The sequence below is a fragment of the Sphingomonas sp. RS6 genome (genome assembly GCF_054489705.1).
Window position 1 is genome coordinate 1 of record NZ_JBTMWM010000011.1, and the last position, 19,494, is coordinate 19,494.

Below are 19,494 nucleotides of genomic sequence, written 5' to 3' on the forward strand. Positions count from 1 at the left end.
TGCTGCATGGTGGTGGTCAGGAGGTCCAGGGGCGGTCGGGCACCTTGTCGCCGGCGCTTTGCGCGGGCTTCGGCGCGGCGGCCGCGCTGGCGGCGGCGCGCGGCGAACAAGACATGGCGCATGTCGATCGGCTTTTCGCACGCGCCTGCAAGCGGCTCGGCTTGCAGAACGACGGCGAGCGAACGGACGGGGCGGGCGGCTGGATGCTCAACGGGTCCGCCGAAACGCGCTATCGGGGCAATCTCAACATCCGGCGCGACGGGCTCGATGTGGCGCGACTGATGGCCGATCTGCGCGGCATCGCTTTTTCGGCGGGATCGGCTTGTGCCAGCGGTTCCGGCCGACCGAGCCATGTGCTGCGCGCCTTGGGGATAAGCGATCGGCAGGCGCGATCGAGTCTCCGCATTGGCTTTGGCCGTGACACGCGCGAAGAAGCGTTCATGACTGCGCTCGATCGAATCGCCGAAGCCGCCGACCGCCAGCGGGTGGCCGCATGATCCGCGTCCGTTTTGAAAGTGCCGACGGAAACGCGGTTCGCCATGTCGAGGCGCCGGCAGGTGCCCGCTTGCTGGAAGTGGCCCAGAATGCCGGTGAGCCGCTGGAGGGGACATGCGAAGGTCAGATGGCCTGTTCGACCTGCCACGTCATCGTGTCGCCAGAGGATTTTCCCCGGCTGCCGCCTGCAAGCGAAGAGGAGGAAGACATGCTCGACCTTGCGATTGGAGCCGTGCGGACCAGTCGTCTCGCCTGTCAGGTCATCCTGACGGACGCGATGGACGGGCTGACCGTACGGATGCCGCCCACGCACCGGGACATGCAGGGGCGCTGACGCAGCGGCGACGCGGCCTTCGTTTAGTCGCGTTTGCAGGGTCCGGGCGACATGACCTTGCCTTCCAGCTGGGCCAGCAACGCCACCATGTCGTGGGGCAGGCGTTGATCCGGGGAGAAGGCGCAACGGAGCGCATTTCCGATCGAATCATCCGCGCATGGCGCCTCGATCCGCAGGAAATTCGCCACATTGGCCTCTTCGGCCAGCAGAGATGCGTTTTTGACCACGGATGCACAACGGGTAGCGCCCGCTTTCGTTTCCACTGACAACTGCAACTCGGCGCAACTTTTGGGAGGATCGGCGATGAAAGTGCTTCGCGCGTGGTGACGGGCGGTTCCGAAGCAGTCGAACGGCTGCGCGCGCATTCGCCTTTCCTCGCCGTGATCGCGGGCCGCGAGGCCGACCTGATCGACGCGCTGCCGGAGGCGCTGGCGAATCCGCGCGATTGGGCGGCGAGAACCGGCGAAGCGATGAACGTGGCGCGGCAGCTTCGCCTCGAACGGCGGCGATTGGCGCTGATTGCGGCGATCGGGGATCTGTCGGGACACTATGACTTCGACGCGGTCACGCGATTGCTCAGCGATTTTGCCGACGATGCGCTCCACCGCGCGGTGACCGCGGCGATCAAGGAACGAACGCCGGAGGCGGAACCCACGGGGTTCGCCGCCATCGCCCTTGGCAAACAGGGTAGCCGCGAACTCAATTACTCGTCCGACATCGATCCCATCCTCATCTTCGATCCGGCCACGCTGCCGTGCAAGCCACGTGAGGCGCCGGAGGAAGCCGCGGTACGGATCGGCCGCCGGGTGCTCGACCTGCTCCAGACGCGCGATGGCGACGGCTATGTGCTGCGGGTTGATCTGCGGTTGCGGCCCTCGCCCGAAGCGACACCGATCGTGCTGCCGGTCGAGGCGGCGATTTCCTACTATGAGAGCCAGGCGCTGCCTTGGGAACGCGCCGCCTTCATCCGGGCCCGCGCCGCGGCAGGGGACCGGAAACTTGGCGAGAGCTTTCTCGAGGCGATCCGGCCGTTCGTGTGGCGCCGCGCGCTCGATTTTGGCACGATCCGGGAAATCCGCGAAATCTCGCGCCGCATTCGCGATCATCATCGGCGCGGGCAGCAATTCGGCCCTGGTTATGACCTGAAGCGCGGGCGCGGGGGCATTCGCGAGATCGAATTCTTCGCGCAGATCCACCAACTGATCCACGGCGGCCGCGAACCTTCGCTGCGGGTGCCGGCGACGCGCGACGCGCTTGCCGCGCTGGCCGGGGCGGGGCGAATCGATGCGGAGGAAGCGGCGGCGCTCGATGCGGCCTATGTGCTGCTGCGGACGATCGAGCATCGCCTCCAGATGGTCGACGATCGGCAGACGCACAGCCTGCCTGCGGATGCCGCCGCGCTCGACAATGTGGCGCGCCTGCATGGGCTCGCCGACGGCAATGCGCTGATCGGGGTGCTGCAACCGCACGTCGCACGCGTCGGCCACATCTATGATTCGCTGGCCAGCGACGATGGCGGCGAATTGCCCGCCGCGCCCGATGCGCTGGCTGCCAGACTGGCCGATACCGGCTTCAGCGACGTTTCCAACGCCTGCCGGCTGATCGATGGCTGGCGCGGCGGCCGTTATCCGTCGCTGCGCTCGCCGGCGGCACAGGCGGCGTTGGAGGCCGTGTTGCCGGGCGTGATCGGCGCGTTCGCCGAGGCACCCGATCCGCATCATGCGCTCACACGCTTCGATACGATGCTTGCGAGACTGCCCAGCGCGATCAACATCTTCCGGTTGCTTGAGGCGCAGCCGGCGCTCGCCCGGCTATTGAGCGCGATCCTCAGCCATGCGCCGACGCTGGCGGAGCAGTTGGGGCGCCGTGCGGAGCTTCTTGACGGCCTAATCGACGCGACCGCGCTCGATCCGATGCCGCCCATCGCCGATCTGGCGTGCGAGATGGCCGCGGTGGAGCCGAACGCCGACTATCAGTGGCGGCTCGAACATGTCCGCCGCCTCGTGAACGAGCGGCGCTTTGCGCTCGGCGCGCAGATCGTGGCGGGCGCGAGCGACCCGCTCGAGGTCTCGGCGGGTTATGCGCGGATTGCCGAAGCGGCGATCGACGTGCTGGCATCGGCGACGGTCGAGGCGTTTGTCGAGGCGCATGGCCGCGTGCCGAACAGCGAACTGGTGATACTGGCGCTCGGTCGGATGGGCGGCGGCGCGCTCACCCATGCGTCGGACCTCGACCTCGTCTATCTCTTCACCGGCGACTATGCGGCTGAATCGGATGGACGCCGGCCGCTCGGCGCCGTCACTTATTATAACCGGCTGGCCCAGCGGGTGACGGCTGCGCTGTCCGTGCCGACCGCGGCGGGCCCGCTCTACGAGATCGACACCCGGCTGCGCCCGTCCGGCGCCCAGGGGCCGCTCTCCGTGTCAATCGAGGGGTTCCGGGCCTATCAGGAAAATGACGCCTGGACCTGGGAGCATATGGCGCTGACCCGCGCTCGGCCGGTGTTCGGATCCCCCGGCGCCCGCGCGGCCGTGGCGGAGATCGTCGCTCAGGTCCTGAACGGGGCACGCCCGGCGCGCGACATTACCGCCGATGCCGTTCGGATGCGCGCGGAAATGGCAACTCACAAGCCGCCGGCCGGGCCGCTCGACGCCAAGCTGCTCGACGGCGGGCTCGTCGACCTGGAGTTTGCGGTGCATGTCCTGCAACTGCGGCACAGGATCGGCTTCGATCCGCATCTTGGCCGCGCGATCGACGCGCTCGTCGAAGAGGGGCTGATGCCGCCGTCGATCCGCGAGGCGCATGATTTTCTTAGCCGGTTGTTGGTGACGCTGCGGCTGGTCGCGCCCGATGCGCAACCGCCCGGCGCCAGCACCCGCGCCCTGATCGCGCGCGCCGTGGGGCTGCCCCAATGGGAAGGCGTGGTTGCCGCGCTGGACGTGACGCGGCAGGAGGTGCGGCGATGCTGGGCGGCGATTCAGGCCGGCGACTGACCTTGAAGGAGATGAACATGGCGATCGATCAGGGCGAACGGTTTCCGGCTGTGACGCTGACGGCAGCGGACGACAGCACGATCACGCTGCCGGACTGGGCGGCCGGGGCGCCGTTCGTGCTCTATTTCTATCCAAAGGACGATACGTCTGGCTGCACGCGGGAGGCGCAGGATTTCTCTGCGCTGATGCCGGAATTCGAAGCGACCGGTGTTCGCGTACTCGGCGTGTCGAAGGATCCGCCGGCGAGCCACCGCAAGTTCGCCGCCAAATATGAACTGGCCGTTCCGCTCGCCACCGACGCCGATTGCAGCCTGATGGAGGCGATGGGCGTCTGGGTCGAGAAATCGATGTACGGCAAGAAATATATGGGGGTGGAGCGCTCGACCTTTCTGGTCGACGGCGCCGGTGTGCTCGTCCAGGCGTGGCGCAAGGTGAAGGTGCCGGGGCACGCCGCGGCGGTGCTCGATGCGGCTCGGGCGCTGGCCTGATCGCCATGCGGAGCGTGGCAGCGGCGGCGCGGTCGGTGCTCGACACCGGCGCCCCCTATGACAAGGTGATGGCCGCGCGAGCGGCGGCGCGTGACTGGCGGTTGGGGCGGCTTGGCCATCGGTTCGACGTCGCGATGCCCGATCGGCCCGCCCGGCCGGCGCAGCCCGAACTGCTGCCGCCCGACCGCATGCCCAAGCGCGGGCGGGGCGGATCGGATCGCGGGCGGATCGCGCTGATCCATGCGCTGGCGCACATCGAATTCGTCGCGATCGATCTAGCCTTCGACCTGATCGGCCGCTTCGGCGCCGGTTTCCCGGCGGCGTTCGTCGACGATTGGATGCGGGTTGGGGCGGACGAGGCGATGCATTTCGCGCTGCTCGATCGGCGGCTTCGGCGCCTTGGCAGCCATTATGGCGCGCTGCCCGCGCATGACGGGCTGTGGGACGCGGCAAGCGAAACCGCGCATGACGTGCTGGCGCGGCTTGCCATCGTTCCGATGGTGCTGGAGGCGCGGGGACTGGACGTGACGCCGGCGACGATCGAGCGGTTCGAACAGGCCGGCGATTCTGCGACGACGGCGATTCTGCGGCGCATCGTGAGCGATGAGGTGCGCCACGTGCGGGCCGGCACGCACTGGTTCGAATCGGCCTGTGATCAGCGTGATTGCGCGCCCGAAACGACATGGCAGGCGCTGGTTCGCCGGCATTTTCGCGGTGCCATTAAGCCGCCGTTCAACGACTCGGCGCGCGACTCAGCCGGTCTGACGCGGGATTACTACCAACCGCTTGTCGCTGGCTGATTATCCTCCAAAAGACTCCCCAAGCGATCCGTGTGGCGATGGGGCTGCCGTTCGGATCATGCCAATCCTGAAGTGGGCGCCGGGTCGCATCGGCGAAAACTTCCATGAACTTGCCGGGGAATCATGGCCGTAGTTTCCAATCGCGATAACGTGAACCTGGCGCATAAGTTCCGCCAACTCTTCACCAGCCGGGACGTGATTTTCCACGATGGTCGTGCGCTCCGCCGTTTCACCGTGGGTGGCCGCTCGCAGCTGATGTTCGCCGGTGCCGCGATGGTGACGGTGTTGTTTTCGGGCTACGGCGTGTCGCAGGCGATGGCGGGGGCGATCGCTTTCGCGGGTCCGGCAGCCGGTTCGCCCGAGGCCCAGGTGGCGCTGATGCGCAAGGAACTCAGCCGGATGAAGGCCGATGTCGCCGCCGCCAAGGAAGCCGCGAAGCTGCACGCCGCGCGGATCGAGCAGCGTCAGGCGATGCTCAACGCGATCGTTTCGGGCAAGGGTGATCGATCGGTGCTCGATCAGGAACTGCCGGCGGTCCCCGCCAAAACCAGCGCACTCACCAGCGAGATCACCGCGCCGCTCCGCCGGATCGAGGCCCGTCAGGTCATGCTCGCGGGCAAGGTTCAGGCTGCCGGTGAGGCGCGCTACCAGCAATTGGCCGGGCATCTCCGCAAGCTGGGGATTTCGCCCGCGCGTTATGGCAGGGCCGTGCCGGCGATGGGCGGCCCCTATGAGCCGCTCGACGACGATGCCGAGGCGTCGGGTAGCGCGAGCGCCGAGGCTGACGCGCAGTTCCGCGCGTTGTTCGCCACGTGGAAGAAGCTCGATTCGGTCGAGCAGACGGTGATCGCGATCCCGTCGATGCAGCCGGTTCAGCATGTCAGCTTCACCTCCACCTTCGGCGTGCGTTCAGATCCGTTCCGCGGCACGGCGGCGATGCATGCCGGCGTCGATATTCCCGGGGCGGTAGGCACCCCGATCTACGCGACCGCCGACGGCATCGTCTCCAACGCCGGCCGCCGCGGCGGTTACGGCAACATGATCGCGATCAACCACGGTCACGGCGTCGAGACCCGCTACGGCCACCTTTCCAAGATCTTGGTGGCGGACAATGCGCGCGTCCATCGCGGGCAGCTGATCGGGCTGATGGGCTCGACCGGCCGGTCGACCGGCAGCCACCTGCATTATGAGGTGCGTCTGGACGGCCGTGCGGTGAATCCGATCCCGTTCCTGCAGACGGGTGAATATGTTGCCCAAGCGTCGAGCAACGGTGGTGGCGTCGGCGGTCCGCGCTAACGCGTCCGTTCCCGAGGCGCCATTGCCTGGGCCCGATGCAGGCCTTATCTGGCGGGCATGACGACGATCAGCCAGTCCGAACTGGGCTTTACGCCCGCCGCCGCCGCGCGCGTTGCGGCCATCGCGACGAAGCAGGGCAAACCGGCGATTCTTCGCTTGTCGGTCGAGGGCGGCGGCTGTTCAGGCTTCCAGTATCGCTTCGGCCTTGCCGAAAAGATTGAGCCCGACGACGTGGTCGTCGAGACGGACGGCGTCGCGCTTGCGGTTGACCCGGTCAGCCTCGATCTGGTTCGTGGTGCGCAGGTCGATTTCGTCGACAATCTTGGCGGCGCGCATTTCAGCGTGTCCAATCCCAACGCCGCTTCCGGCTGCGGTTGCGGCACCAGCTTCTCGATCTGAGCAACGCATTGAAAATCGTCAGCTATAACGTCAACGGCATCAAGGCGCGGATCGATCGTCTCGTCGAATATCTCGACGAGCAGCAGCCCGATATCGTTTGTCTGCAGGAGTTGAAGAGCACCGAAGACACGCTTCCGGCCGATGCGATCGAGCGTGCGGGTTATGGCGCCATATGGCATGGGCAAAAGGGCTTCAACGGCGTCGCGATCCTCGCGCGCGGCGAGCAGCCGATCGAACGCCAACGCGGGCTGGAGGGCGATCCGGACGATACGCACAGCCGATATATCGAGGCGCAGGTCGGCGATCTGGTGGTCGCTTCTATTTACCTCCCCAATGGCAATCCTCAGCCGGGGCCGAAATTTGACTATAAGCTGGCCTGGATGGAGCGGCTGGCTGCGCGTGCGCGGGTGTTGCTCGCCGAAGAGCGCCCGACGGTGCTGGCGGGCGATTACAACGTCATCCCCAACGATGACGACAGTTTCTCGGTGCGCGCAATGGCTGACGATGCACTGATGCAGCCGGAGTCGCGCCAGCGTTATCGCCAGTTGCTGGCGCAAGGGTGGACGGACGCGCTGCGCACGCGCTTCCCAGCTGGCGGCGTGTGGACGTTCTGGGATTATCAGGCTGGCGCCTGGCAGCGCGACGCCGGCTTTCGAATCGACCACCTGCTGCTCAGCCCGCATGCTGCGGACCGCTTCATCGATGCGGGCGTCGACAAGGCGTATCGCGGCCGCGAGAAAGCAAGCGATCACGCGCCGACATGGGTGGCGCTGCGATAGCCGGCGAGGTGCATTTCGCCATTTGTTGGCGTGATGTGCTGTGTTGTGGCAGTGGCACGCATCGCTGAAATTATTTGAGATGCGCAAGGGTCTGGAATTGAAGAGATAATCGATTTGGCATGATGCCTGCAAAGCGATTGGCACCGGCGGGAATGGACAGCGCCGGCGCCAAATTCAACGCAGGAGCCCAACATGACGAGCATTCGTGCCACGACCAAGATCGCCCATCATGCCGCCATCGTGCTGGCGGTCGCGCTTTCGTTCGGTGCAGCGTCGCAAGCGATCGCCGCTGCCGATCCAGGCGAGAAACCCGCGGCCAAGTCGAAAGAGACGGCAGCGGAGAAGCCGGTCCGCTACTGCGTCGATCAGTCGGTTACCGGATCAATCCTCCGCCGCCCGCGCGTCTGCAAAACGCGGCAGCAGTGGATCAAGGAGACTGGAATCGATCCCGCCAAGTAAAGCTGATCGCGGGCAGGCGCGCTGCCTGCCCGCATCGCCCCGCCGTGATGTTCAGAGCGGCTTCTGGTAAATCACATATTCGCGATTAACCTGGCTCTGGATCGTCTCGGCGATTGCGACCATGCCCTGATTGTCCTCGAGCACCCAGCCGATCTCACCCCGCGTCGCGCCATAATGTTCGACCGACGCGCGGCGGATATACTCGATCATCATGAAGGCGAGCTGGCTTGCCATGCGCGACGACTGCAGCCGCTTCACCACGCCCATCAGCGGCACGCGCATCGTCCGCGCCTTCGGCTTGCGCAGCCACAGCAGCAGCTTTGCCCAGCCGAACGGCAGCAGCGAGCCCTTGAGCGGCTTCAGCGGTTCGTTCAGGTCGGGTAGCGTCACCATGAACGCAACGGGTTCGCCGTCATATTCGGCGATCCGGATCAGATCATTGAAGACGAGCGGCTTGAGCTTCTTGCCGACATCGTCGACTTCGGGCTGGGTGAGGGGAACAAAGCCCCAATTGTCCGACCACGCATCGTTGAGGATGGCGAGGATGATCGCCGCTTCCTCGTGAAACTTGGACTTGTCGACCATGCGAATGCGAATCCGCGCGTTCTTTTCGCCCGCGGCGATGATGCGCTGGACGATCGGCGGGAAGTCCTTGGTGATGTCGAGGTCGTAGGTCAGCAGTCGCTTGGCGGGCGCATAGCTCAAGGATTCGATCCATGGCTGATAGCGCGCGGGGTGATGCCCCATCAGCACGGTCGGCGAGTGATCGTGGCCGCGGACGAGCAGACCCGGTTCCTCCCAGATCGAAAGGCTTACCGGGCCGAGCGCGCGCGTCATCCCCTGATCGCGCAACCATTGTTCGGCAGCGGCGACGACCGCGGCGGCGACATCCTGGTCCTCGGCGTCGAACATGCCCCAGAATCCGGTGCCTGGTCCAAAGCCCTGCCCAGGCGGCATCTCGAGCGCGAGGCGGTCGATATGCGCCGAGATGCGGCCGACAACCTGGCCGCCGCGCTCGGCAAGGAACAGCTGTGCCTCTGCATGGCTGAACCAGCCATTTTTTTTCGGGCTGATGGTGCCGGCAACCTCCTCGCGTAGGGGGGGCACCCAGTTCGGGTCGTTACCGTTCAGTCGATAGGCGAGTTCGATGAAAGCCTTGGTGTCGGCCTTGCCCGAAACGGGCCGGACCTTGAGTTGGGCGGTTGCCACGGAAGCGGGCCTCGAAATTCTTGATGGAGGACAATGCAGTCTCCCGTTGCCTCGTGCCTGTCAAGCGCGCGGTGCGCAAAGCGGCAAAGGGCCTCGCAACGGCCCTGTAATGCCACCATAAGGCCACTATCTAAGGGCAATGGCAGAGACTATGACCAAATCGCTTGCCTTCAATCTCGATGACGCCGAAGCCGAGGCCGCCGTTGCGCGCGTTCGGCTCGCCGGTGTTCCGGATGATCGCGCCATGCTGCGGGCCGCAGCCGAACTCACCCGCGACCTCCATATGCCCAGCCAGCGCATCTATTGGACGGATTTCCTCCTGTCCTCGGCGGTCGGCTATGCGGGCCTTGCGCTTGCCATTCTGGCGACATTGCCCTTGCTGGCGATTGCCGGCGGGATCGTTGCGGTTCTGGCGCTTTATCGCGCGGGCCTGTTCATCCATGAACTGACGCACGTGAAGCATTCGCTGCTCCCGGGCTTCCGGCTTGCGTGGAATCTCGTGATCGGCGTGCCGCTGATGATGCCGTCTTTCATGTATGAAGGCGTGCACAGCCTGCACCATGCGCGTACCCGCTACGGCACTGATCAGGATCCCGAATATCTGCCGCTCGCGCTGATGAAGCCGTGGACGTTGCCGGTTTTTCTGCTCGTTTCGGTGTTCGCGCCGATCGCGCTGCTGATCCGCTTCGCCATTCTGGCGCCGGCGTCGATGCTCTCGCCGAAGCTGCGCCGGATCGTCGTCGCGCGCTATTCCGGGCTGCAGATCAACCCGTCGTTCGAGCGTCGCCCGCCGGAGGGCGAGTTGCGGAACCAGTGGCGCTGGCAGGAACTGGGGGCCAGCCTGTTTGCGATCGGCCTGCTTGCGGCGGTGGCGACGGGCGTCGTGTCGCTGCACGCTTTCCTCGTCTACCTCGTCGTGCTGGCGTCGGTGGCGGTGATCAACCAGGTGCGTACGCTTGTCGCCCATCTTTGGGAGAATGAGGGCGAACCGCTGACGGTGACGGCGCAGTATCTCGACAGCGTGAACGTGCCCGGACCGAGCTTCTTGCCTTATCTCTGGGCACCGATCGGTCTGCGGTACCACGCGCTCCACCATCTGCTGCCGAGCGTTCCCTATCACGCGCTGGGCACGGCACATCGTCGCCTGGCGGCGGCACTGGAGCCGGCCTCGGCCTATCACAAGGCCAATTATCCGACGCTGAGCGGACTGGTTGTGCAGCTTGCGCGCGGCACCATGCGTCTGCGCTGATCGCAATCCCGCTGCTGAAGCCAGGGGCCGGCCACCGAAAGGTGCGCCGGCCCTTTTCGTTTTTCGGCAATTGCTTGCGTCCCTTCGCTGGCCCGGTAGGATCGGGCGACAGGAACGGGAGAGGGTGATGCACCGCATTTTCACGCGCGCCACGGCGCTGTGCATGCTGGCGGTCGGCGCACCCGCGTCGGCACAGACGAACTGGCCGAACGGCGCCAAGGCGGCCGTCGTGCTGACCTATGACGACGCGCTTGGCTCGCAACTCGATCATGCGGTGCCGGTGCTCGATGCAGCGGGACTAAAAGGAACCTTCTTTCTTGCTAATGTGGAGCAACAGCATGTCGAACGCTGGCGCCGCGTAGCGGCCGCGGGTCATGAGCTCGGCAACCACACGATCTTCCATCCTTGTTCGGCGGCAAGCTATCCCGCCGATCCGCGCTTTGTGAGCGAAGCCTATACGCCCGCTAGCATGTTGCGCGAGATTGCTCAGCAGAATGTGCTGCTGACGGCGTTGGACGGACGCAAGCGGCATGGCTTTGCAACACCCTGCGGCCAGACCTTGGCAGGAGGGCAGGATTATCTTGCGGCGCTGCGCGTGTCGGGATTGGTCAGCTATGTGCGCGGCGTGACGACGACGGCTGAAGACCTCCGCGCCGATGTATCGAAGGTTGATCCGATGCACCTTCCGTCGCGCGGTTTTGGAGAGGGTTCGACAAGTGCCGAGATGATCGACTTCGTCCGCCAGGCAGAAGCGGGTGGCGGCTGGGCGGTGTTGCTCTTCCACGGGGTCGGCGGCGATTATCTGGCCGTGTCGGACCAGGCACATCGTGAACTCGTCGCCTGGCTGGCGGCGCATCGCGATGAGGTCTGGGTCACGACGCTGCAGAACGCACTCGACTGGGCGGCTGCACACCCGGGCAAGTGATCCTCGCTACTCCTCGGTGCGCAGCAACACCGCTTCGCCGATCATCAGAAACAGCAGGAACGGTGCCCAGGCGGCAAGGAAGGGCGGATAGGCACCGAGATTGCCCATCGCCAGCGCGAAGTTATCAGCGACGAAATAGAGGAAGCCGAGCGCCATGCCGATCACCGCGCGAACGAACAGCTTGCCCGATCGCGCCAGTCCGAACGCGGCGACGGCGCCCAGCAACGGCATCAGCATCGCCGATAGCGGGCCAGACAGCTTGTGCCAGAGCGCCCCTTCGAGCGCCTTGGTGGGGCGCCCCGCCAGTTTGAGTTCGCCAATGGCGCTGCGCAGGCTGCCGAAGGAATGGGTGTCGGGATCGACGTTTGACAGGGTGAATTGATCGGGACGAACGCCCTCGCCGACGATGATGGTGCCGATGTTGGTCAACGTGCCTGCAGCGACATCGAACCGCTTTGCACCTTCGATTCGCCATGCGTTGCCGGCGCGGGCGCCGTGCGTAGCGGTGAGGATCGAGGTGAGCGATCCGCCCTGTCGCTGATAGACGGTGATGCCATAGAGCTGGACGGCCTCGCCCTTGCCCTTGACCTGCTTTACCTGGATCAGATGGCCGTCAGCCTGAACCCACACGTTCGAACGGTCGCCGCGATCGATCGGCAAGGGCGCGTAATCGACGTCCTTCCACTGATCCATCGTCGCGGTCGCGCGCGTGACGATCCGATCGTTGAAGGCGAAGGACAAACCCGACACGACAAGGCCGGACAGGATCAGCGGCGCCAGCACCTGGTGCGCCGAGAGACCACCGGCCTTGAGCGCGATCACTTCGCTGTTCTGATTGAGCTGCGCAAGCGTGAGGATCGATCCCAACAGCACCGAATAGGGCAGGAACGTCGAGATGATCTGCGGCACCCGTAGCCAGACATAGCGCCAGATTTCCGCGTCGCCATTGCCCGGATAGGCGAGAATCGCGGCGGATTCGCTCAGCAGATCGAGCGACTGCAACACCAGCACCAGCGCGCCGAGGATCGCAAAGGTGCGAACCACGAACATCCGCGCCATGTACAGCGACATGGTGGGCGAGGGGAATATGCCGGTCAGGTTCATTCCGCGGCCTCCGCCCGCCGACGCCGTCGTCGGCTGCCGGGCAGCAAGCGGCCCAGCAGCTTGCCGATCTTGGCGAAGACGCGTTCGAGCGCGCCGATCGGCTGCCCGCCGGGGACGTAGGCGACGGTGTAGTACATCCAGAAGGTCAGCCCGGCGAACAATGCGAACGGCACCCAGAGCGCGATGATCGGATCGATCCGGCCCAGACTGCCGATGCCCTGCGCATATTCGTTGATCTTGTGATAGGTGACGATCATCACGATCGACAGGAACACGCCGAGCGCCGAGGTCGACCGTTTCGGCGGAATCCCCAGCGCCGCCGCGAGCATCGGCAGCAGGAACATCGTCGTCACTTCGGCCATGCGATAGTGAAATGCCGAGCGGCTCGTCTCGCGATCGACCATGTTAGCGGTGGGATCGCGGCCGATCACGGCAAGTTCGGGCAGGGTGCGTTCGACGTTGTTGTTACCGCGCTGGCGGAACTGCTCATATTTCGGCAGCGGAATCGGCAGGTTGTGCGTGGTGAAGGTCAGCACCCGTGGCACCGGAGATCCCTTGTCGCGATGTACCAGCGTGCCGTTGGTCAGGCGAAAGATGATCGTATCGGGATCATCCGATCGCAGGAACTGGCCCTTTTCGGCGGTGACGGCCAGCGGGCTGCCATCCTTCGTCACCATCTGGACGAAGATGCCGCGCAGGTCGCGGCCCTCGTCGCGGCTCGATTCGATCCGCAACGTCATCTTCGAGCCGAAATTGGTGAACTCGCCGACCTTGATCGACGCGCCGAGCGCACCCGAGCGCAATTCGAAGCGCAACTGCTCGTAATTGTATCGCGAGGTGGGCTGGAGGAATCCGACGATACCGAAATTGAGCGCAGCCAGCACGATGGCGTACATATATGGCACGCGCAGCAGCCGGGTGTAGCTGAGCCCCACGGCGCGCATCACATCGAGTTCGGACGAGGTGGCCAGTCGTCTGAACGCGAGCAGCACACCCAGCATCAAGCCGATCGGAATGCCCAGGCCCAGATATTCGGGCAGCAGATTGGCAAGCATCCGCCAGACCACGCTGACCGGCCCGCCCTCGGTCGCCACGAACTCGAAGAGTCGCAACATCCGGTCGAGCACCAGCAGCATCGCCGAGACGATCAGCGTCGAGATCAACGGAACCGCGATCAGCCGCGCCATATAGCGATCGATCGACTTCATGCTTCTCGACGTGTGTCCTTATGCTTCAACCCGCCGTCGAGCCGCGATGGCGCCGCGCGCGAATGATCCGGTCGCCTATAGCTGCGTGTCAGCGCAATTCCACCCTGTAATGGGGTGGGTGACGGCAGAATACCAGCGCTTCCGTCGCAGGGGGTGACGGAATCGTCGCGACGGCGTAAGGGCAGGCGCATGCATTTTCTCGATCAGGCGAAGATTTTTGTCCGCTCCGGCACGGGCGGGCCGGGCGCCGTCAGTTTCCGGCGCGAAAAGTTCATCGAATATGGCGGCCCCGATGGCGGCGATGGCGGCAAGGGCGGCGACATCATTTTCGAGGCGGTGCCGGGCCTCAACACCCTGATCGATTTCCGTTACACTCAGCATTTCCGGGCGCCGCGTGGGACCGGAGGTTCCGGTTCGAACCGCACCGGCGCAGGCGGCAAGGATCTGGTGATCCAGGTGCCGATCGGCACGCAGATCCTGGCCGATGACGATGAGCGGTCGCTGCTGGCCGACCTAACCAAGGCCGGCGAGCGGATCGTGTTCCTGCGCGGCGGCGACGGCGGCCGCGGCAATGCCAGCTACAAGACGTCGACGAATCGCGCGCCGCGCCAGCATGGCACCGGCTGGCCGGGCGACGAGGCATGGGTCTGGCTGCGGCTGAAGCTGCTTGCCGATGCCGGGCTGGTGGGGCTGCCGAATGCCGGCAAGTCGACCTTCATCAACGCCGTCACCAACGCGCAAGCGAAGGTGGGGGAATATGCGTTCACCACCACCCGGCCGCAGCTCGGCGTGGTGCGGCACAAGGGCAGCGAGTTCGTCATCGCCGACATTCCCGGCCTGATCGAGGGCGCGGCGGAAGGCGTGGGCATCGGCGATCGGTTCCTTGGTCATATCGAGCGTTGCCGCGTCCTGCTTCACCTTGTCGATGCCAATGACGAGGATGTGGCGACCAGCTATCGAATCGTTCGCGACGAACTCGCAGCCTATGGTGCGGGGCTGATCGACAAGCCGGTCATCGTCGCGCTCAACAAGATCGATCTGCTCGACGACGAACTTATCGAAGCATTGTCGGCCGAACTGGAAGAGGCCAGCGGCGCGCCGGTAATACCGTTGTCTGGCGCAGCAGGCACCGGGATCGACTGGGTGCTCGACAAGATGTTGGAGGCGATCGGTCCCGGTGAACAGCGATCACGCGATTACGGTGCCGATGACGAGGAAGAAGAAGTCACATGGTCGCCGATCTGACGCATTTTTAGGGCACTGCATCCACCCGGATTGATTTCGCGGAGGATAGGATGGGTGCGTTCGCTTGGTTGCGTGGGGTCTTCCGCAGCGCACGACCGGACACGGAAAGGTCGGCAGCCCCGCCCGCGAGCGCTCCGGCCAGCTGCGCCGATCGTTCGGCGGATGCCCGGGCGCGCTTCTGGGCGGCGCAGGGCCCATCGAGCGATCGTATTCTTTCCTCGTCGCCGGATGGATCGACCTGGCCCGGCGGGCATGAGGCATATCGGCTGGTCCATCGCGGCAGTGCGATCCTCCTTGCCACCGATGGCCTGTCCGATCCGTTGGATGAAAGCGCCGGTGCCAACGGGTTCGAGATCGAGCTGTTCATCGAGGGGCCGGGCGAGGGCGAACCGTCGCAAGTGGCCGGCGATGGCTGGATGCTGGAGGTGCTCCGCCGCGTGGCCGCAATCGTGATCGAGGAAGGCGGCATCCTGCGCCCGCTCGACCGGCATGGCCCGATCCCGCTCGAACTGACCAATGTCTCGCGATCGGCGGCGATCGCCGCGCGTCTGCCGGCACACTTTCTGACGGCGGACGATGTGCTGGGCGTTATGATCGGCGGGCCGGCGCCAGATTTTCCTACCGTGATCGAAGACATGCCGCTTTCCCCGGTAAGGGTGGTGCCGGTGGTGCTGCTGACGGCGGCCGAACTGGGCGAAATACGCGCCGGCGACAGCGAGACGCGCGACGCCGTGATCGTGAGGCTCGCCGAATCGGGTGCCGGGCATCGCAGCGATCTGCAACGCGAATCGATCATCTGATCGACTTGGCAGATGACAAATCACCCCGCTAAGAGCGCGGCCATGTCCGTAAGCTCCCCCGTCGCCGAGGCCATCGGCTTTGCGCCCGCCCGGTGTGCCAGGCTTGTCGTCAAGGTCGGGTCATCGCTTCTCGTCGACGCAACCGGGCAGGTGCGGCGCGAGTGGCTGACCGGGCTGGTCGAGGATCTCGGCGCGCGCGCGCGTGCGGGACAGCAACTGATCGTCGTGTCGTCGGGCGCGATCGCGCTGGGAGCGCGCAGGCTCGGCCTCGCGAAGGGCGGACGCGCCAGCCTGGAGGATGCACAGGCGGCCGCCGCGACCGGACAGATCGCGCTTTCAAGCGTCTGGGCAGAACTGCTCGATGCGAAGGAGCTGACGGCCGCGCAAATCCTGGTGACGCTCGACGATCTGGAGGATCGCCGGCGATACCTCAACGTGTCGGCCACGCTCGATCGGCTGCTGCGCCTGGGTGTCGTGCCGATCATCAACGAGAATGATTCGGTCGCCACCGAAGAGATCCGGTTTGGCGACAATGATCGCCTTGCGGCTCGCGTTGCCAGTGCGTCCGGCGCCGACGGGGTGGTGCTGCTGTCAGACGTCGACGGCCTGTACACGGCCAACCCCAACACCCATGCTGACGCCGAACTGATCGCGCTCGTCGACCAGATCGACGAGCGGATCGAGGCAATGGCCGATCGTGATTCGAGCTCGGGCATGGGCTCGGGCGGCATGATCTCCAAGATCGAGGCCGCGCGGATCGCGACCAGCGCCGGCGCACATCTGGCCATTGCCGACGGCCGTGTCGCCAATCCGTTGCGCCGGCTTGGCGAACAAGGGCGGGGCACGCTGTTCGTCGGGCAGAAGGGCGGCGCGGCGCGCAAGGCGTGGCTGCGCGGCGGGCTGACGGCGAAGGGCGCGATCCATATCGACGCGGGCGCGGCGCAGGCGCTTCGCGACGGCCGCAGCCTGTTGTCGGCCGGTGCCACCCGCGTCGAGGGGCGGTTCGCGCGCGGCGATCTGGTGGTGGTGATCGGCCCGGACGGTAAGCATCTGGCGCGCGGGCTCGCGGAATATGGCCATGTCGATGCCTCGCGTATCGTCGGGCGGCGGACCGAGGACGTGATCGCGATCCTGGGCTATGCGCCGCGCAGCGCGCTGGTGCATCGCAGCCACATGGCGTTGCTGTGAGCGTTATTGCCGTCACCGGCGGCACCGGCTTCGTCGGTTCCCGGCTGATCGATCTGGCGCTGGATGCCGGCCATCGGGTCCGCGCGCTCACCCGGCGCGACCAGCCGCCGCGCGAGGGCGTCACCTGGGTGCGGGGCGATCTGGACGCAACGAAGGCACTGGCGACGCTGTGTGCGAGCGCCGATGCGGTGATCCATGTCGCCGGGGTGGTCAACGCACCCGATCGCGAAGGCTTTGCGCATGGCAATATCACCGGCACTGCGAATATGCTGGCTGCGGCGCAAGGCGCGGGGGTGCGCCGGTTCGTCCACGTCTCCTCGCTGGCCGGGCGTGAGCCGCAGCTTTCGGCCTATGGCTGGTCCAAGGGCGAGGCCGACAAGCTGGTGCGGGCATCGGGGCTCGACTGGACGATCGTGCGTCCGCCGGCAATCTATGGCCCCGGCGATCTGGAGATGCTGGAGCTGTTCCGTCTTGCACGCTGGGGGCTGGCGCTGCTGCCGCCCGGAGGCCGCATCTCCGTGATCGAAGTGAGCGACCTCGGCCGGCTGTTGCTGGCACTGGCGACGACCGACGGCGTTGCCGGAGCGATCGACCCCGATGACGGGCGCCCGGGCGGGTGGAGCCATCCCGAATTCGCGAAGGCGATCGGCCGCGCGGTGGGGCGGCGTGTGCTGGCGCTATCGCTGCCGAAAGCCGTGTTGGTGGCGGGCGCCAGAATCGATCGGCTGCTGCGCGGCAAGCGGGCCAAGCTGACGCCCGATCGCGTCTCCTATTTCTGCCATCCCGACTGGGTGGCCGATCCGGCGCACCGTGCACCGGCCAATCTTTGGACGCCGCAGGTGGAAACCGAAGCGGGGCTGGCGGAAACGGCGCGCTGGTACCGGGCGCAACGGCTGCTGTAACCGCCGCCGGCACCGCGGCCATCCTATAATGACCGGGTGATGTGGAACACCCAGGTCAAGCTGATCCTCTGGGATCTCGACGACACGCTCTGGCGGGGCACGCTGGCCGATGGCGATGCCGTGGTGCTGGACGAACGGCGCGCGGCGCTGATCCGCGCGTTCAATGCGCGCGGCGTCGTCTCGTCGATCTGCTCGAAGAACGATCATGACGCGGCGCGCGCGCAATTGGAGGCGTTCGGGCTTTGGGACGAGTTCGTCTTCCCGCACATCGCCTTCACGCCCAAGCCGGACGCGATCAAGACGATCATCGAGGATATGCAGCTGCGGCCGGCGAACGTGCTGTTCGTCGACGATAACCCGTTGAACCTCGCTTCTGCGCGTCACGCAATGCCCGATCTCCAGACGCTGGACATTACTGAACCCGACGCTGACGATCGGCTCGGCCAGTTGCTGGCGATCCAGCAGGGCACCGAGAGCCGCGTTGACGCCTATCGCCTGCTCGAACGCAAGCGTAGCGCGCGCGTGGCGGCGCCCGAACTGTCGTACCACTCGTTTCTGCGGCTGTCCGGCATTTGCGCCTGCTCGCCGAAGCTGATGGACAATCTGGACTTCGCGCCGCGCATCGCCGAGCTGATCAACCGTTCCAATCAGCTGAACTATAGCGGTTCGCGGGTCGAGCCGGACGCGCTGGCGCAGGCGATCATCGATGTCGTCCGGTTCGACAGCTGGTCGATCTTCGCCTGGGACCGCTATGGCGATTACGGGCTGGTCGGCTTCGCGATGGTCGATCGCGACAGCGGCAGGTTCGTCCATTTCACCTTTTCGTGCCGCGCGATGCACATGGGGCTGGAGGCATTCGCGCTGGCCAAGGTGCGCGAGGCCTGGCCGGACATCGATACAAGCGAGTGGGACGGGCGGTTCGATCGCACCGCGCCGGACTGGATCAGCGATTGCGACTTCAACGATCCGGCCATTCGTGCGCGGATCCTAGGCCAGCAATTGCCCCAGATCGTCGCCGATCCAGCGATTCGGATCATGTTCGACTGTCAGTCGGGCGGCATTGCGCATTATAGCCGCTTTCGCCCGGCCATCGAATTCGACAACCGGCCGCGCGTGTTCCGCATGAACATGATGGACGACGGCAGCTATCGCGATCAGCACTATCCACCTTTTCTGGTCTATGGCGCGACCGTCGACTATCTCGACGTCCATTGGCCCGACAAATGGCACCTGATCGACCTCGGACTCTATGAAACCTGCGTGATCCGCACCTGCATCTTCCTGATGGAGAACGGGTTGCGGATGCTGGTGGTGCTTCCCCCCGAGGACGCGTCGGCGGACAAATACCGGATCGGCCTGAACCACACGCGCGAGCGATCGGCGCGGTTCAACGCGATCTGGCGCAAGGCCGCGCGCGAGAATCCCGATCACATCTGGGTGCTCGAAGTGTCGCACATCATCGACGATCCTGACGAGATGGCCGACGTAACTCATTATCGCCCGGCGCTGCTCCAGAAGATCGCCGCGCAGATGGATTGCTGGATCGAACAGGTGGCGCTGGGCGGCGGCGACGCCAATCGCCAGGCGGCCTGACCCGATCCTCGCCCGCTGACGGACCCGT

The 19,494-nt window shown here is 65.6% G+C and carries 19 protein-coding genes and 1 pseudogene; 16 read left to right on the forward strand and 4 right to left on the reverse strand.

Features of this window, described 5'->3' with window-relative positions; genetic code table 11:
* Positions 1-497 (forward strand): annotated as a pseudogene (locus ACX40Y_RS16070) (aminotransferase); the annotation flags it as partial.
* Positions 494-829 (forward strand): 2Fe-2S iron-sulfur cluster-binding protein, encoded by a 336-nt coding sequence (locus tag ACX40Y_RS16075; RefSeq protein ID WP_459120581.1) that lies wholly within the window; start codon positions 494-496, stop codon positions 827-829. The pseudogene ACX40Y_RS16070 and the gene ACX40Y_RS16075, both read left to right, overlap by 4 nt.
* A gap of 23 nt (positions 830-852) precedes the next feature.
* Here the strand turns inward: ACX40Y_RS16075 and ACX40Y_RS16080 are convergent, their stop codons facing one another.
* On the reverse strand, positions 853-1,194 hold the full coding sequence (locus ACX40Y_RS16080) for a hypothetical protein (protein ID WP_459120582.1): 342 nt from the start codon (positions 1,192-1,194) through the stop codon (positions 853-855).
* Between the two features lie 15 nt (positions 1,195-1,209).
* On the opposite strand from ACX40Y_RS16080, the gene ACX40Y_RS16085 reads away from it, so the two are divergent.
* From ACX40Y_RS16085 to ACX40Y_RS16115, 7 genes are all read left to right on the forward strand, one after another.
* Positions 1,210-3,822, forward strand: a complete 2,613-nt coding sequence (locus ACX40Y_RS16085; RefSeq protein ID WP_459120583.1) for a bifunctional [glutamine synthetase] adenylyltransferase/[glutamine synthetase]-adenylyl-L-tyrosine phosphorylase — start codon at positions 1,210-1,212, stop codon at positions 3,820-3,822.
* Between the two features lie 17 nt (positions 3,823-3,839).
* Positions 3,840-4,310, forward strand: a complete 471-nt coding sequence (locus tag ACX40Y_RS16090; protein ID WP_459120584.1) for a peroxiredoxin — start codon at positions 3,840-3,842, stop codon at positions 4,308-4,310.
* 5 nt (positions 4,311-4,315) lie between these two features.
* Positions 4,316-5,110 carry a ferritin-like domain-containing protein gene (locus ACX40Y_RS16095; RefSeq protein ID WP_459120585.1) on the forward strand — a complete coding sequence of 265 codons (795 nt, stop codon included), beginning with the start codon at positions 4,316-4,318 and terminating at the stop codon, positions 5,108-5,110.
* Between the two features lie 123 nt (positions 5,111-5,233).
* Positions 5,234-6,406: a M23 family metallopeptidase gene (locus ACX40Y_RS16100; RefSeq protein WP_459120586.1), complete on the forward strand. Its 1,173-nt coding sequence runs from the start codon at positions 5,234-5,236 to the stop codon at positions 6,404-6,406.
* A 57-nt stretch (positions 6,407-6,463) separates the two neighbouring features.
* Positions 6,464-6,805, forward strand: a complete 342-nt coding sequence (erpA, locus tag ACX40Y_RS16105; protein ID WP_459120587.1) for an iron-sulfur cluster insertion protein ErpA — start codon at positions 6,464-6,466, stop codon at positions 6,803-6,805.
* A gap of 8 nt (positions 6,806-6,813) precedes the next feature.
* Positions 6,814-7,584 (forward strand): exodeoxyribonuclease III, encoded by a 771-nt coding sequence (xth, locus tag ACX40Y_RS16110; RefSeq protein ID WP_459120668.1) that lies wholly within the window; start codon positions 6,814-6,816, stop codon positions 7,582-7,584.
* Positions 7,585-7,776: 192 nt separating this feature from the next.
* Positions 7,777-8,043, forward strand: coding sequence for a hypothetical protein (locus ACX40Y_RS16115; protein WP_459120588.1), 267 nt, complete (start codon positions 7,777-7,779; stop codon positions 8,041-8,043).
* Between the two features lie 51 nt (positions 8,044-8,094).
* Here ACX40Y_RS16115 and ACX40Y_RS16120 read toward each other — a convergent pair whose 3' ends face one another.
* On the reverse strand, positions 8,095-9,252 hold the full coding sequence (locus ACX40Y_RS16120; protein WP_459120589.1) for an N-acetyltransferase: 1,158 nt from the start codon (positions 9,250-9,252) through the stop codon (positions 8,095-8,097).
* A gap of 151 nt (positions 9,253-9,403) precedes the next feature.
* On the opposite strand from ACX40Y_RS16120, the gene ACX40Y_RS16125 reads away from it, so the two are divergent.
* Together ACX40Y_RS16125 and ACX40Y_RS16130 are read left to right on the forward strand one after the other, a co-directional pair.
* Positions 9,404-10,501: a fatty acid desaturase family protein gene (locus ACX40Y_RS16125; protein WP_459120590.1), complete on the forward strand. Its 1,098-nt coding sequence runs from the start codon at positions 9,404-9,406 to the stop codon at positions 10,499-10,501.
* A 127-nt stretch (positions 10,502-10,628) separates the two neighbouring features.
* A complete protein-coding gene (locus ACX40Y_RS16130; protein ID WP_459120591.1) occupies positions 10,629-11,426 on the forward strand; it encodes a polysaccharide deacetylase family protein in 798 nt (265 codons plus the stop codon).
* Positions 11,427-11,432: 6 nt separating this feature from the next.
* On the opposite strand, the gene lptG is transcribed toward ACX40Y_RS16130, so the two are convergent.
* Together lptG and lptF are read right to left on the reverse strand one after the other, a co-directional pair.
* Positions 11,433-12,530 (reverse strand): LPS export ABC transporter permease LptG, encoded by a 1,098-nt coding sequence (gene lptG, locus ACX40Y_RS16135; RefSeq protein WP_459120592.1) that lies wholly within the window; start codon positions 12,528-12,530, stop codon positions 11,433-11,435.
* Positions 12,527-13,738 carry an LPS export ABC transporter permease LptF gene (gene lptF / locus ACX40Y_RS16140; RefSeq protein WP_459120593.1) on the reverse strand — a complete coding sequence of 404 codons (1,212 nt, stop codon included), beginning with the start codon at positions 13,736-13,738 and terminating at the stop codon, positions 12,527-12,529. The genes lptG and lptF overlap by 4 nt, the downstream gene beginning before the upstream one ends.
* 189 nt (positions 13,739-13,927) lie before the next feature.
* Between lptF and obgE the strand changes: the two genes are divergently transcribed.
* From obgE to ACX40Y_RS16165, 5 genes are all read left to right on the forward strand, one after another.
* Entirely contained in the window at positions 13,928-14,983 is a 1,056-nt protein-coding gene (obgE, locus tag ACX40Y_RS16145; protein WP_459120594.1) for a GTPase ObgE, read from the forward strand.
* A gap of 68 nt (positions 14,984-15,051) precedes the next feature.
* Entirely contained in the window at positions 15,052-15,783 is a 732-nt protein-coding gene (locus ACX40Y_RS16150; protein WP_459120595.1) for a suppressor of fused domain protein, read from the forward strand.
* A gap of 42 nt (positions 15,784-15,825) precedes the next feature.
* Positions 15,826-16,971, forward strand: a complete 1,146-nt coding sequence (gene proB / locus ACX40Y_RS16155; protein ID WP_459120596.1) for a glutamate 5-kinase — start codon at positions 15,826-15,828, stop codon at positions 16,969-16,971.
* A complete protein-coding gene (locus tag ACX40Y_RS16160; RefSeq protein ID WP_459120597.1) occupies positions 16,968-17,873 on the forward strand; it encodes an NAD-dependent epimerase/dehydratase family protein in 906 nt (301 codons plus the stop codon). The genes proB and ACX40Y_RS16160 overlap by 4 nt, the downstream gene beginning before the upstream one ends.
* Positions 17,874-17,912: 39 nt before the next feature.
* Positions 17,913-19,466 carry an HAD family hydrolase gene (locus ACX40Y_RS16165; protein ID WP_459120598.1) on the forward strand — a complete coding sequence of 518 codons (1,554 nt, stop codon included), beginning with the start codon at positions 17,913-17,915 and terminating at the stop codon, positions 19,464-19,466.
* Positions 19,467-19,494: the final 28 nt, after the last annotated feature.